The sequence below is a fragment of the Pseudomonas solani genome, assembly GCF_026072635.1.
Lineage (GTDB): Bacteria > Pseudomonadota > Gammaproteobacteria > Pseudomonadales > Pseudomonadaceae > Metapseudomonas > Metapseudomonas solani.
Window position 1 is genome coordinate 6,054,966 of sequence record NZ_AP023081.1, and the last position, 12,254, is coordinate 6,067,219.

General features: G+C 68.4%; 12 protein-coding genes. 6 read left to right on the forward strand and 6 right to left on the reverse strand.

From position 1 onward, the window contains the following. The first annotated feature begins 144 nt into the window (after positions 1-144). From PSm6_RS27370 to phnE, 4 genes are read left to right on the forward strand one after another with little or no spacing between them, the layout of a single operon-like run. Positions 145-996 carry a putative selenate ABC transporter substrate-binding protein gene (locus PSm6_RS27370; protein ID WP_043243985.1) on the forward strand — a complete coding sequence of 284 codons (852 nt, stop codon included), beginning with the start codon at positions 145-147 and terminating at the stop codon, positions 994-996. Continuing rightward, complete coding sequence (locus PSm6_RS27375; RefSeq protein ID WP_265168832.1) at positions 993-1,790, forward strand: phosphonate ABC transporter ATP-binding protein; 798 nt, start codon at positions 993-995, stop codon at positions 1,788-1,790. The genes PSm6_RS27370 and PSm6_RS27375 overlap by 4 nt, the downstream gene beginning before the upstream one ends. Next, positions 1,784-2,611, forward strand: a complete 828-nt coding sequence (locus PSm6_RS27380; protein WP_265168833.1) for a PhnE/PtxC family ABC transporter permease — start codon at positions 1,784-1,786, stop codon at positions 2,609-2,611. Before PSm6_RS27375 ends, PSm6_RS27380 begins: the two co-directional genes overlap by 7 nt. After that, positions 2,608-3,375 carry a phosphonate ABC transporter, permease protein PhnE gene (gene phnE / locus PSm6_RS27385; RefSeq protein ID WP_265168834.1) on the forward strand — a complete coding sequence of 256 codons (768 nt, stop codon included), beginning with the start codon at positions 2,608-2,610 and terminating at the stop codon, positions 3,373-3,375. Before PSm6_RS27380 ends, phnE begins: the two co-directional genes overlap by 4 nt. 207 nt (positions 3,376-3,582) lie before the next feature. Here phnE and PSm6_RS27390 read toward each other — a convergent pair whose 3' ends face one another. Continuing rightward, positions 3,583-4,587, reverse strand: coding sequence for an AraC family transcriptional regulator (locus PSm6_RS27390; RefSeq protein ID WP_021220217.1), 1,005 nt, complete (start codon positions 4,585-4,587; stop codon positions 3,583-3,585). A gap of 141 nt (positions 4,588-4,728) precedes the next feature. Between PSm6_RS27390 and PSm6_RS27395 the strand changes: the two genes are divergently transcribed. Further along, positions 4,729-5,763, forward strand: a complete 1,035-nt coding sequence (locus PSm6_RS27395; RefSeq protein WP_021220216.1) for a 2Fe-2S iron-sulfur cluster-binding protein — start codon at positions 4,729-4,731, stop codon at positions 5,761-5,763. Between the two features lie 23 nt (positions 5,764-5,786). After that, complete coding sequence (locus tag PSm6_RS27400) at positions 5,787-6,968, forward strand: alkane 1-monooxygenase (protein ID WP_021220215.1); 1,182 nt, start codon at positions 5,787-5,789, stop codon at positions 6,966-6,968. A gap of 197 nt (positions 6,969-7,165) precedes the next feature. Here the strand turns inward: PSm6_RS27400 and PSm6_RS27405 are convergent, their stop codons facing one another. The 5 genes from PSm6_RS27405 to msuE form a co-directional block, all read right to left on the reverse strand. Further along, positions 7,166-7,795: a LysE family translocator gene (locus tag PSm6_RS27405; protein WP_265168835.1), complete on the reverse strand. Its 630-nt coding sequence runs from the start codon at positions 7,793-7,795 to the stop codon at positions 7,166-7,168. 562 nt (positions 7,796-8,357) lie between these two features. Beyond that, positions 8,358-9,503 carry a hypothetical protein gene (locus PSm6_RS27410; protein WP_265168836.1) on the reverse strand — a complete coding sequence of 382 codons (1,146 nt, stop codon included), beginning with the start codon at positions 9,501-9,503 and terminating at the stop codon, positions 8,358-8,360. Between the two features lie 268 nt (positions 9,504-9,771). Further along, positions 9,772-10,314 (reverse strand): hypothetical protein, encoded by a 543-nt coding sequence (locus tag PSm6_RS27415; protein ID WP_043244000.1) that lies wholly within the window; start codon positions 10,312-10,314, stop codon positions 9,772-9,774. A gap of 111 nt (positions 10,315-10,425) precedes the next feature. After that, on the reverse strand, positions 10,426-11,520 hold the full coding sequence (gene sfnG, locus PSm6_RS27420) for a dimethylsulfone monooxygenase SfnG (protein ID WP_043244002.1): 1,095 nt from the start codon (positions 11,518-11,520) through the stop codon (positions 10,426-10,428). Positions 11,521-11,547: 27 nt separating this feature from the next. Next, the gene (msuE, locus tag PSm6_RS27425; protein WP_043244003.1) at positions 11,548-12,102 is read right to left on the reverse strand and encodes an FMN reductase; all 555 of its coding nucleotides are present in this window, start codon (positions 12,100-12,102) and stop codon (positions 11,548-11,550) included. Positions 12,103-12,254 lie beyond the last annotated feature (152 nt).

The following is a 12,254-nucleotide window of genomic DNA, read 5'->3' on the forward strand; positions in this document are numbered from 1 at the left end:
GCAACTCTGATGGCGGCGGATTCTAGCAAAGCTGGCGTTTGCGCCTCCCATCCCTATAATCGCCGCCGATTCGTCTACCCTCAGCAAGCGCGCCCGACGCGCGACCGCTGCGCACCTTTTCCGCTATTGAACCGGAGAATCCCCATGCTCAAGCGCATCCTGGCCGCCACCGCCGGCCTCACCCTGTCCCTGTCCATGCTGGCCACCCAGGCCGCCGAGGTGTTGAAGGTCAGCGCCATCCCCGACGAGGCCCCCACCGAACTGCTGCGCAAGTTCAAGCCGTTGGGCGCCTACCTGGAGAAGGAACTGGGCATGCCGGTGCAGTTCGTCCCGGTGGCCGACTACCCGGCGGTGGTCGAGGCGCTGGCCACCGACCGCCTGGACCTGGCCTGGCTGGGCGGCTTCACCTTCGTCCAGGTGCGCCTGAAGACCGGTAACGCCATCCCCCTGGTCCAGCGCGAGCAGGACGCCCAGTTCACCAGCAAGTTCATCACCGCCGACCCTGCGGTGAAGTCCCTGGCCGACCTCAAGGGCAAGACCTTCGCCTTCGGCTCCATCTCCTCCACCTCCGGCAGCCTGATGCCGCGCTACTTCATGCTCAAGGACGGCATCAAGCCGGAAGGCTACTTCAGCCGCATCGGCTATTCCGGTGCCCATGACGCCACCGCTGCCTGGGTGCAGGCCGGCAAGGTGGACGGCGGCGTGCTGAACGCCAGCGTCTGGGACAAGCTGGTCGCCGCCGGCAAGGTCGACACCAGCAAGGTGCGCGTGTTCGCCACCACCCCGGCCTACTACGACTACAACTGGACCGTGCGCGGCACCCTCGACCCGGCGCTGGCCGAGAAGATCAAGAAGGCCTTCCTCGCCCTCGACCCGGCCAACCCCGAGCACAAGGCCATCCTCGACCTGCAGGCCGCCAGCCGCTTCATCGAGACCCAGCCGGACAACTACAAAGGCATCGAGGAAGCCGCCCGGGCCGCCGACCTGCTGAAATGAGCCTGCGCCTCACCGACGCCGGCCTGCGACACGGCACCGGCGTCCAGGCCCTGCGTGGCGTCGACCTGGCCATCGCCAGCGGCGAACGGGTCGCCATCATCGGCCCGTCCGGCGCCGGCAAATCCAGCCTGCTGTCCCTGCTGGCCAGCGCCGTGCGCCCCAGTTCGGGCGAGGTGGAGCTGCTCGGCGAACGCCCCTGGGCCTGCTCCGCCGCAGCCCGGCAACGCCTGCGCGCGCGCATCGGCCTGATCCACCAGGCACCGCCCCTGCCGCCTCGGCAACGGGTGGTCACCGCCGTGCTGGCCGGCAAGCTCGGCCAGTGGGGGCTGGGCCGCGCCCTGCTCAACCTGCTGCATCCGCTGGATGTCCCGGGCGCCCGCGCCGTGCTCGCCCGGCTGGACCTGGCCGACAAGCTGTTCGCCCAATGCCAGCAGCTCTCCGGCGGCCAGCTGCAACGGGTCGGCATCGCCCGTGCGCTGTACCAGGCCCCGCAGCTGCTGCTCGCCGACGAACCGGTTTCGGCGATGGACCCGGTGCTCGCCGACCACACCCTCAGCGTGCTCTGCCGCCACGCCAGCGCCCAGGGCGTGACACTGGTCGCCAGCCTCCACGCGGTGGACCTGGCCCTGGCGCATTTCCCGCGCATCATCGGCGTGCGCGAGGGCCGCATCGCCTTCGACCGTCCCGCCGCCGAGGTCGACCAGCCCCTGCTCGACGCGCTCTACGCCAACGAGCAACTGGCCTCGCCGCAGCCGCCATCGGCGACGCTGCGGCTGCAGATCCCCCGATGCTGAGCCGCGACACCCGCGACCCCGCTGCCCTGCCCCGCCTGCTGCTGACGCTGCTGGCCGTCGCGCTGCTGTGGCCCGGCATCCGCCTGGCCGAGCTCGACCCGGGCGTGCTGCTGCAGGCCGATAGCCAGAGCGAGATGGGCCGCTTCGTCGCCGGCTTCTGGCCGCCAGCGCATACACCCGACTTCCTCGCCCTGCTGTTGGACGCCACCCTGCAGACCCTGGCCATCGCCACCGCCGGCATGGCCCTGGCGCTGCTGGTGGCGGTGCCCGCCGGCCTGGCCGCCAGCCGTGCCCTGTCGCTCTCCGCCGCCTCCCGTGGCGGGCGCCCGAGTGCCCTCGGCCAGGCCCTGCGCTGGCCCATCCGCGGGCTGCTGATCTTCCTGCGTAGCGTGCCGGAGATCGTCTGGGCGCTGCTCTTCGTCCGCGCCGTCGGCCTCGGCCCCACTGCGGGCGTGCTGGCCATCGCCATCACCTACGCCGGCATGCTCGGCAAGGTCTATGCGGAAATCCTCGAATCGGTGGACCAGCGCCCCATGCACGCCCTGCTGCAGGCCGGCAGCGGCCGCCTGGGCGCCTTCGTCTACGGCCTGCTGCCCAACGCCGCCGCCGAGCTGACCTCCTACACCCTGTACCGCTGGGAATGCGCCATCCGCGCCTCGGTGGTGATGGGCTTCGTCGGTGCCGGCGGCCTGGGCCAGCAGATCGACCTGTCGCTGCGCATGTTCGCCGGTGGCGAGGTGGCCAGCATGCTGCTGACCTTCTTCCTCCTGGTGCTGCTCGCCGACCAGCTCAGCCGCGTGCTGCGCGGGAGGCTGGCATGAAGCGCCTGGCCAATGCCGCCCTGCTGCTGGCGGCCCTCGCTGCCGTGGTCGCCTCCTTCCTCTACCTGGGGCTGGACCTGCTCGCCCTCACCGAGGCGGGCAACCTCAAGCAGATGGGCGCCTACGCCGCGCGCTTCCTGCAACCGGACCTGAGCGCCCCCCACCTGCAGGCCATCGCCCACGGCGCCCTGGAAACCCTCGCCATGTCGGCCCTCGGCACCCTGCTGGCGGCCCTCGTCGGGCTGCTCCTGGCGCTGCCCGCCGCCGGGCGTTTCGGCAAGCCACTGCAGGCCGTCACCCGCCTGCTGCTCAACGGCCTGCGCGCCATTCCCGAGCTGGTCTGGGCCGCACTGATGGTGCTCGCCGCCGGCCTCGGCCCCAACGCCGGCACCCTGGCCCTGGCCCTGCACACCGCCGGCGTGCTCGGCCGCCTGTTCGCCGAAGCCCTGGAAAACACCCCAACGGCCCCAGCCGAGGCCATCCGCCAACAGGGCGGCGGGCAGGTCGCCGCCTTCTGCTACGGCACCCTGCCCAACCTCTGGCCGCAGCTGCTGGCCTACTCGCTGTACCGCTGGGAAAACAACATCCGCATGGCCAGCGTGCTCGGCTTCGTCGGCGCCGGCGGCCTGGGGCAGATGCTCTACGTCAGCCTCAGCCTGTTCCAGGAAGCCCAGGCCAGCAGCGTGATCCTCGCCATGCTGGCGTTGGTGTTCGCCGTCGACGCCCTCAGCGGCTGGACGCGCCAGCGCTGGGTGCGCGCCTGAGACGGACGCGTACCGTGATGCCGCCAGGGCGCTCGCCCCACTCCCCCTACAACCCCGCGAGCCCTGCAGGTCGGGCACGGAGCACAAATGCCAACGCGAGCTTGTTCGTAGGATGGCGTAGAGCTATGCGAAACCCATCAAGCGGAGCCACAGGCGCCCACCAAATCGAGCCCCGCCCCGTTGGGCGCCGCTGCGCTCGGCGCCAACCTACGGGGCGACGAACGCCGAGGGCGCCACGCCTTCCCATTGTTTGAAGGCGCGCCGGAAGTTGGCCACGTCGCTGTAGCCCAGGACCTGGGCGATTTCCTCCACCGTCAGCCGGCCGGCGCGGAGGTGTTCGATGGCCAGCACGTGGCGGACTTCCTTGAGGATCTGCTTGTAGCTGGTGCCCTCCGCGAGCAGGCGGCGGTGCAGCGTGCGAGGCGTCATGTAGAGCAGGCGCGCGATGGTGACGAGGCTGGGGAAGGCGTTCTGCCGTTCGAGGATGAGCCGGCGCACCCGCGCACCCAGGGAGCTCTTCTCCCCCAGCTTCTTCAGCTCGCGCTGGCAGATCAGCTCCGCCTCGCGGAAGGCGGAAGGGTCCGCCATGCGCAGCGGCGTATCCAGCATCGCCGTGTCGAAGGTGAAGCCGGCCCAAGACTGCGCATAGTCCACCGGGCAGCCGAAGAGCTGCTCGGCCAGTGCCGCGTAGATGGGCTGCGGGGCCGGGAAGCTGATGCGGCTGGCCGAGCGCCCGGCCGGGGTGATGGCGTCGAAGATGTTCTTCACCGCCAGCATCACCGCTTCCATCACCGTCTGCTCCACCTCGCCGAGCGGGTACTCGGCCACGAAGCGCAGGTGTTCCCGGGCCTGGGCCGGTTCGCCGTCGAGCTGCACCCGGGCCAGGGTGGTGCGCACCGCCAGGTAGCGCTCCAGCAGCTGGATGACCTGGCGCAGGGAGCCGCCCTGCAGCGCGGCAAAACCGAGAACGCCGTGGGTGCCGACACCCAGCCGCTCGCCGATCAACAGCCCCAGCGCCGGCTCGCCGCTGAGCCGCAGCGCCTGCTGCATCAGCGGCCCGAACAGCTCGATACCGGGCTGGTACTCCGGGTCGTCCAGCAGCGCGGGGGCCACGCCGCAATCGGCCAGCCATTCGCCCGGGGCCACACCCATCACCCGCAGCTGTTCCGCGACCTGTCGCAGGTACTGCACGGGGAGTCGGAAGTCAGGCATGGGCGCCTCTGTGGCTCGCATCTGGCGGGGGCGAAAGTGTCATTTAATGACCCCCAGAATGTCAATTGAGGCCCTCTCCTCCTCCCCGGCGACACCCCTAGGATTCAGCCGTCCGACCCAACAATCACAACAGGAGGACGCATGTTTCCATTCCGCTCCCGATCCCGCCCCAGCCAGGTGCGGATCAACGCCACCGAGATCCTGGTGAACCCGAAGGAAACCCTGCTGCAGGCCGCCCTGCGCCACGGCATCGACTTCCCCCACAGCTGCCGCGTGGGCGGTTGCGCCACCTGCAAGTGCAGGCTGCTGTCCGGCCGCGTGCGCGAGCTGACCGAAGCCAGCTACGTGCTCACGGACGAGGAGCTGGACCAGGGCTACATCCTCGCCTGCCAGAGCGTGCCCCAGGGGGACCTGCGCATCGAGGTGGACCTCGCCCGGCACAGCGCCAGGCGCCGCGTGCGTGGCAAGGTGGTCGGCCAGCAGCGGCTCACCCACGACATCACCCACCTGCAGGTGCAGCTCGACGAGGCCCTGCCCTACAAGGCCGGCCAGTACGCAACGCTGACCCTCGACGCCCTGCCCGGCCAGCCACGGCCGTTCTCCTTCTGCACGCCGATGCAGCCCGATGCCCAGGTCGGCTTCTTCATCCGCAAGGTGCCCGGCGGCGTCTTCACCGGGTGGGTGGACGAACGCCCGTTGCTGGGCCAGGGCCTGGTGCTCGAAGGGCCCCAGGGCGACTTCCACCTGCGCCCCGCAACAGCGCCCTTGCTGCTGGTCGCCGGCGGCAGCGGCCTGGCGCCCCTGCTGGCGATCCTGCACGAGGCCCTGGCCGCTGGCGTCACCCGCCCGGCCACCCTGCTGTTCGGCGCCCGCCAGCAGCGCGACCTCTACGCCCTGGCAGACATCACCGCCATCGCCGCCCGATGGCCCGCGCCCTTCCGCTTCGTCCCGGTGCTCTCCGATATCGCCCCCGAGACACCCTGGAGCGGCGCGCGCGGGCTGGTCACGGCGCAGATCCCGGCGCTGCTGGAGCCCGGCGCCCACGCCTACCTCTGCGGCCCGCCCGCGATGATCGACAGCGCCAGTGCGCTGCTGCGCGGCCTGGGCGTGGCGCCCGAGCACATCCACGCCGACCGCTTCACCACCACCGCACCGGCGGCCCTGGCCGACGCCTGATCACCACAACAAGAGAAACCACCATGAACGCGTTGCACTACCTGAAGTACTTCCTGTTCCAGGGCATCGGGCTGCTCGCCGCGCTGTCCCTGCTGGCCGGCGGCATCTGGACCAGCGCCGGGCTGCTGGCGATCCTCGCCTTCTACCTCGTCGGCGATGCCATCGCGGGGGACGACACCAGCACCCCGCACTTCAAGCATCCCGGCATCCTCACCGTCCAGCTGTGGCTGGCCCTGCCGCTGCTCGGCTTCATCGTCTTCGCGGCGCTGTGGAGCGTCAGCGCAGGCGACCCGTTGGGCTTCGGCGCGGCCCTCAGTCGCCTCAGCGGCCGTGACCTGATCGCCGCCCGCGACGCCACCGCCGGCATCCACCACGTCTCGGCCTGGCTGCTCACCGGCCTGATGATCGGCATGATCGGCACCATCACCGCCCATGAACTCACCCACCGCACCTGGGACCGGGTCTCCATGCTCATCGGCCGCTGGCTGCTGGCCTTCAGCTTCGACACGGTGTTCGCCATCGAGCACGTCTACGGCCATCACCGCTACGTCTCCACCACCGAAGACCCGGCCACCGCGCCGCGTGGGCGCAACGTCTACTGGCACGTGCTCGTCTCCACCCTCAAGGGCAACCTCAGCGCCTGGCACATCGAGCGCCGCCGCCTCGCCAGGAAGGGCCAAAGCCTGTTCGGCTGGCACAACGCGGTGCTGCGCGGGCACGCCATGAGTCTGCTGCTGGTGGCCGCCGCCTGGGGCATCGGTGGCTGGCGCGTGGCGCTGTTCTTCATCGCCTGCGCGCTGTGGGGCAAGGCCCTGCTGGAGATCGTCAACTACATGGAGCACTACGGCATGGTGCGCAACCCGGCCACGCCGGTGCAGCCCCGTCACTCGTGGAACAGCAACCGGCGCATCAGCTCCTGGAGCATGTTCAACCTCACCCGCCACTCCCACCACCACGCCCAGGGTGAGGTGCCCTACCAGGACCTGCGCCCCTTCCCGGACGCGCCGATGATGATCGGCGGCTACCTCACGACCATCATGGTCGCGATGATCCCGCCGCTCTGGCACAAGCTGATGACGCCCAAGGTCCTGGCCTGGGACGCCCACTTCGCTAACGAGGAAGAACGCCAGCTGGCGGCCGAGGCCAACCGCCGCAGCGGCATCGCGGCCATGGCGGAAAACGCCCACGCCCGCAGGTTGGGCTGAAGCAGGCAAGCCAGGCCGTGCACAGCGCCCGCGTGGTGTAGGTCGGGTGCAACCCAGCGGGATGGGGCACAGAAGCCAACGCGGGTTTCACCCGCCCTACGCGGTGACTCAGAAGGTTGAAGGCTCGCGCCCGACGACGGCTCAGCCCAGCGGCTTATCGAAGAACACCCGGGCGAAGCCGTCCTCGACCTGGCGCATCAGCGCGCAAATATCCGTTGCAGCCCCAGCGCCACCAGCGCCGCACCGGCGCAACCATTGATGCCCCGCTCGATGCGCAGGTAGCTCGACCGCAGCGCGGCGGAGCCGAAGACCTGGGCCAGCCCGATATGCAAGCCGAACGACAGCACGCCGATGAGCAGCACGGTGACCGGGTAGAACCACAGTGGCGCCCCCACCGGGAAGATGGCGGCGAAGGCGCTGGTCCAGAAGGCCGCGCCCTTGGGGTTGGTCACGCAGGTGAGCAGGCCGATGCGGTACGCGGCCAGGCGCGAGCCATCGAGCTCGGGCTGCTCCACCGGCGTCCGACGTGGCGTTGGGTGGAGGGCCGACCGCAGCAGCCGACCGCCGTACCACACCAGGTAGGCGGCACCGGCCAGGCGCACGCCGGACTCCAGCCAGGGGTGCTGCGCCAGCAGGGTCGCCAGCCCGGCGATGGACACAATCACCCAGAACACCGAGCCGGTGGTGATGCCGAAGGCGACGTAACGCGCATCCCGGTGCCGCTGGCTCAGAGCCATCTGGCTGAGGATGAAGAAGTTCGGCCCGGGGCTGGCGAGCACCGCCAGGTAGATGCCGCTGATCAGCAGCAGGGAATAGGCGTAGGTCATGGTCAGGGCTTCCGGGGGGATGGGGCGTTTTCGAACCCTACCAATGGCCCCCCAGGGCCGATAGATACAGACGGTCCCGATTTTCGACATACAGGCTGGCCGGCCTACAGAGTGACGAACGCCGAGGGCGCCACGCCTTCCCATTGCCTGAACCCTGACAGCATGGGTTTCGCACGGCTCTACCCATCCTACGCAACCGGAGTCGCCTCCAGCTCCGTGTCCACACGACGCAGGGATGATTCGTAGGATGGCGTAGAGCGAAGCGAAACCCATCAGGCGGCGCTACAGGCATCCCCCCAAATCGAACCCCGCCCCGTTGGGCCTCGCTGCGCTCGTCGCCAACCTACGACCCGGCCACGAACGCCGAGGGCGCCACGCCTTCCCATTGCCTGAAACCCTGACAGCATGGGTTTCGCACGGCTCTACCCATCCTACGCAACCGGAGTCGCCTCCAGCTCCGTGTCCCCGCGACGCAGGGATGATTCGTAGGATGGCGTAGAGCGAAGCGAAACCCATGGGATGGCGGTACCAGGAATCCCAAGACGCCCCGCGCCAACCCCCGCTAGAAAGCGGACTCCACCTGCCGATCGAGGTAGCACTCGAACCCCTTCGCCCACACCTTGAAGCGCACGCGGATGCCGTGGTGCAGCCAGTACAGCGTGTACACGTTGGGGTGGTCGTCCCTATAGGTGGCGGCCACATCGAGCATATTCAGGTGCTGGCGCGCAGCCTCGAGATCGACCGTCGCGTCGCCCACGGTGTAGATCTCGAAGGCCTCGCGGCTGCCGTCCGAGAGCGAGACGTAGTGGCCGAAGCCGTCGAAGGAATAGGCGTCGAGATTCTTCAGCAGGCCGAACAGTTCGCTGAACCCCACGTCCAGCAACGAGGCGGCGCCCAGGCGCTGGATAAAGGCATCGGGCTTGCCTTCCAGCTCCTGCAGGTAGCGGCTGATAAGGGGCGCGAACGGCCCTTCCATGAAGACCTTGTTGCGGCCGCTGAACTTGACCTTGCGGGCCTTGGCCGGGCTGATGCTGCCGAGCTGGAGCTTGGTCGGTCGACGGGCGAACGCCACCGTCTCACCGTCGTACTCGCCCAGTTCGAAGGTGGCGGAGAAGGTGCAGGTCTTCTCGTGATCGTCGGCGGTCATCGCCGTCAGCCCGGACGCGCCCTTGTAGAGAAACAGGCGGCCGTCCTCGGCCTGCATGCGCATCACGCAGAAGCGCTCGAACAGCGACTCCTTCCACTCGTGGCTCAGCAAGGTCGCCTTGACCGTCACCCGGCCTTCCGGAAGGAACAGCTCGGCACTGGCCTTCAGCGGCGGCTTGGGCATAAGCGCGGCGCTGGCCTCGAAGGCCTTCTGCGACACCCGCTTCAGGCCGATGAAGTGATGCCGCTGGCCGCCTTCGTCACGGGACTCACTCAACACCGTGCGGGTCGCGCCCAGGTGCACCAGGCCGGGGATCAGCCACAGCGGCGGGTCGATGCGCCCGGCATAGCCCGCCACGATCAGCGTCGAGTCCTGGCGCTCCAGGCGCTCGATATCAATGCCCTGCTCCGCGCCGTGGGCACCGACAGGTGCCAATGAAGCGAGGCTGGCCGTCAGCTCGTGGCCGTGGGCCTCGGCGGCAGCGCCGAGGGCTTGCAGCACCTGCTGCGCCTGCGCCTCATCGCTGAACTGCACACGCAGGGTGATGGCGGTTTCGGACATGGGTGGCAGTGCCTCCTTGCGGCTGCGGGCGGGGGTTGCCCGGGAAGGCACCCACGATAGCGCGCCACCGGAACACCTGACTCGGCTGCAATGGCACATTGCCAACCCCGGCACAGAAACGCGCTGCACATCCCGGGCTTACCCGCCATGGCCGGATGCGATTATCGTAAATACGGCGATCACGCCCGCCATGGTTCCACGGCCTTCACCGCCTCTCCTTAGGCTCCGGCACCTGCGGACCTCGACAGTCCGGTAGAAGAGGTGCGACTCAGCCCATCATGATGAAGGGCAGTCCCGGGATGAAGATATCCAATGCCCTTCCCCCCTCGAAATGAGCCCCTCCCCACAGGAACAGACAGCCGACGCTGGCAGGCCCTACCGCCTGTGCCGCCCCCGGGCCAGGCTGGTTGGTAACGGTGCGAAACGTCTGGAGTATGGAATTGTGCCTGCGTTGGAAATCACCAGATCGCGAAGCCATGATCGGGTGGTCCGCCAAATGAACGGGGACACCGATCTTGAGTGCAGCGGTAATCACCTGTTTCAGGCTGATAGGACAAACGAACAGGTTGCCATCCGGGCAAGCCGCCTGGATTTGCTGACGCGTCCCACCGTTAGTGGCGATCTGCTGCGCGTTGGCCAGCACGCCGCCGTAATGCGCATCCGCCAGTTCGATGAAGAGGTGGGTAACCAGCCCTGAGTCGATAAGGTCGATGGCCAGTTGGCGACCTTCGGGTTGGGTGTGGTCCTCACCGATGCCCAACGCACCATTCTCCAGGCACCACCACGCGCTGCTGTCATGAACCTGCGGCATCTTCCCTGCTCCTGAAATGGCCGGTCCATGCCCGGGTGAACCTGGTGGTTCTGGCGAATTCCGGCAACTCAACAGTGAAGCGCCGCATCCCGGAATTCGCCAGTCGCCCCGTCAGGCCACCGCCCTCTCCGCGCGCTTCTCTTCCTCCAGCTCGCGCACCAGCGGCAGCACATGCTGGCCGAAGTACTCCACTTCCTCCTGGAAGTGCAGGAAGCCGGAGAGGATCAGGTCCACGCCCACGGCCTTGAGGGCGACGATGCGTTCGGCGATCTGCCGGGGCGTGCCGATGAGGTTGGTCTTGAAGCCGTCGTTGTATTGCACCAGGTCCTCGAAGCTGGACTTGGCCCAGTTGCCTTCACCCTCGGGGCTGGCGGCGCCGGCGTTCTTCACTTCGGCGCCGAAGGCGTTGACCGCGTCCGGGTTGGCCTTGTCGATGATTTCCTGCAGCACCGCGCGGGCTTCTGCCTCGGTGTCGCGGGCGATGATGAAGGCGTTGACCCCGACCTTGACCGAATGGCCGTTGGCCGCCGCCTTGGCGCGGATGTCGTCGACCTGCGCCTTGATGCCTTCCACGCTGTTGCCGTTGGTGAAGTACCAGTCCGACACGCGCGAGGCCATGTCGCGGGCGGCCCGCGAGCTGCCGCCCTGGAAGATTTCCGGGTGCGGCTGCTGCAGCGGCTTGGGCTTCAGGCTGTAGTTGCGCAAGCGGTAGAAGTCGCCGTTGAAGGTGAAGTCGTCCTGGGTCCAGATGCCCTTGAGGGCGCGGATGAATTCCTCCGAGCGGCGGTAGCGCTCGTCATGGTCCAGCCAGGGTTCGCCGATGGCGTGGAATTCGCCACGGAACCAGCCGGACACCACGTTGATGGCGATGCGGCCGTTGCTGAGGTGGTCGATGGTGGCCAGCTGCTTGGCCGCCAGCACCGGGTTCCACGGGCCGGGCAGGATGGCGGCGATCACCTTGAGGCGCTCGGTTACGGCCAGCAGCGCGTGGCTGATGGCCACCGATTCGTGCTGGTTCTCCGCGCCGTAGCCGGCGGTGAAGCGGATCTGCGACAGGGCGTAGTCGAAGCCCGCGCGCTCGGCGATCTGCGCCAGCTTGCGGTTGTAGTCGGCGTCCCAGCTGGTGCGCTGTTCGATGTTGCTGACCACCAGGCCACCACTGACGTTGGGCACCCAGTAGGCGAAGCGGATCGGTTGCTGGCTCATGGCATTGACTCCTCGGGGCTTGGGAATTCAGGCGGCGCGATCGGCCGCATGGTGGAAGAAGGCGAGCACCGGCTCCAGCGCCCGCTCGATGCGTTCGAACTGGGCGGGGTCGGTGAGTTGGTGATCGGTGAAGGCCTCGGTGGTGGCGTAGAGGCCATAGGGCAAGGTGTGCGCCTGGAAGAAGGCGAACAGCGGGCGCAGCTGGTGGTCGATCACCAGGGCGTGGCGCTCGCCCCCGCCGGTGGCGGCCAGCAACACCGGCACGCCCTTGAGGGCCTGGTAGTCCACCAGGTCGAACAGGTGCTTGAACAAGCCGGTGTAGGAGGCGCGGTAGACGGGGCTGCCGGCGATGATCAGCTCGGCGTTCTCGATGGCCTGCAGGTGCGGCAGCAGCGCCGGTGAGGCCGTGTCGCGCTCCAGCGAGCCGGCCAATCCCCCGGCGATATCGGCGACGCGTATCCAGTGCACCTCGATGGCCAGGCGCGCCTGCAGGCGCTCCACCAGGGCCTGCAGCAACCCATGGGTGCGCGACGGGTTGCGCAGGCTGCCCGAGACCACCACCACTCTTATCGTTCGACTCATTCCAACCTCTCGTCACGGCGACGTGCATGTAGGGAGGTCAGAGCAGTAGTCGTGCCAATGCAGAAAACACAGCGGGATCAAGCAGATAGGAAAAACCGCCAACAGCTGCGCTGTTGGGTGCCTGGCAGGAATGCTGAACAGCTGTTGCCCCA

Excerpts from the sequence above, each read along its gene's own strand:
- PSm6_RS27405 (WP_265168835.1), bottom strand. The coding sequence starts at position 7,795 with ATGACCTACGCCTATTCCCTGCTGCTGATCAGCGGCATCTACCTGGCG.
- PSm6_RS27370 (WP_043243985.1), top strand. The coding sequence starts at position 145 with ATGCTCAAGCGCATCCTGGCCGCCACCGCCGGCCTCACCCTGTCCCTG.
- PSm6_RS27400 (WP_021220215.1), top strand. The coding sequence starts at position 5,787 with ATGAACGCGTTGCACTACCTGAAGTACTTCCTGTTCCAGGGCATCGGG.
- PSm6_RS27375 (WP_265168832.1), top strand. The coding sequence starts at position 993 with ATGAGCCTGCGCCTCACCGACGCCGGCCTGCGACACGGCACCGGCGTC.
- msuE (WP_043244003.1), bottom strand. The coding sequence starts at position 12,102 with ATGAGTCGAACGATAAGAGTGGTGGTGGTCTCGGGCAGCCTGCGCAAC.
- phnE (WP_265168834.1), top strand. The coding sequence starts at position 2,608 with ATGAAGCGCCTGGCCAATGCCGCCCTGCTGCTGGCGGCCCTCGCTGCC.
- PSm6_RS27415 (WP_043244000.1), bottom strand. The coding sequence starts at position 10,314 with ATGCCGCAGGTTCATGACAGCAGCGCGTGGTGGTGCCTGGAGAATGGT.
- sfnG (WP_043244002.1), bottom strand. The coding sequence starts at position 11,520 with ATGAGCCAGCAACCGATCCGCTTCGCCTACTGGGTGCCCAACGTCAGT.
- PSm6_RS27410 (WP_265168836.1), bottom strand. The coding sequence starts at position 9,503 with ATGTCCGAAACCGCCATCACCCTGCGTGTGCAGTTCAGCGATGAGGCG.
- PSm6_RS27380 (WP_265168833.1), top strand. The coding sequence starts at position 1,784 with ATGCTGAGCCGCGACACCCGCGACCCCGCTGCCCTGCCCCGCCTGCTG.
- PSm6_RS27395 (WP_021220216.1), top strand. The coding sequence starts at position 4,729 with ATGTTTCCATTCCGCTCCCGATCCCGCCCCAGCCAGGTGCGGATCAAC.
- PSm6_RS27390 (WP_021220217.1), bottom strand. The coding sequence starts at position 4,587 with ATGCCTGACTTCCGACTCCCCGTGCAGTACCTGCGACAGGTCGCGGAA.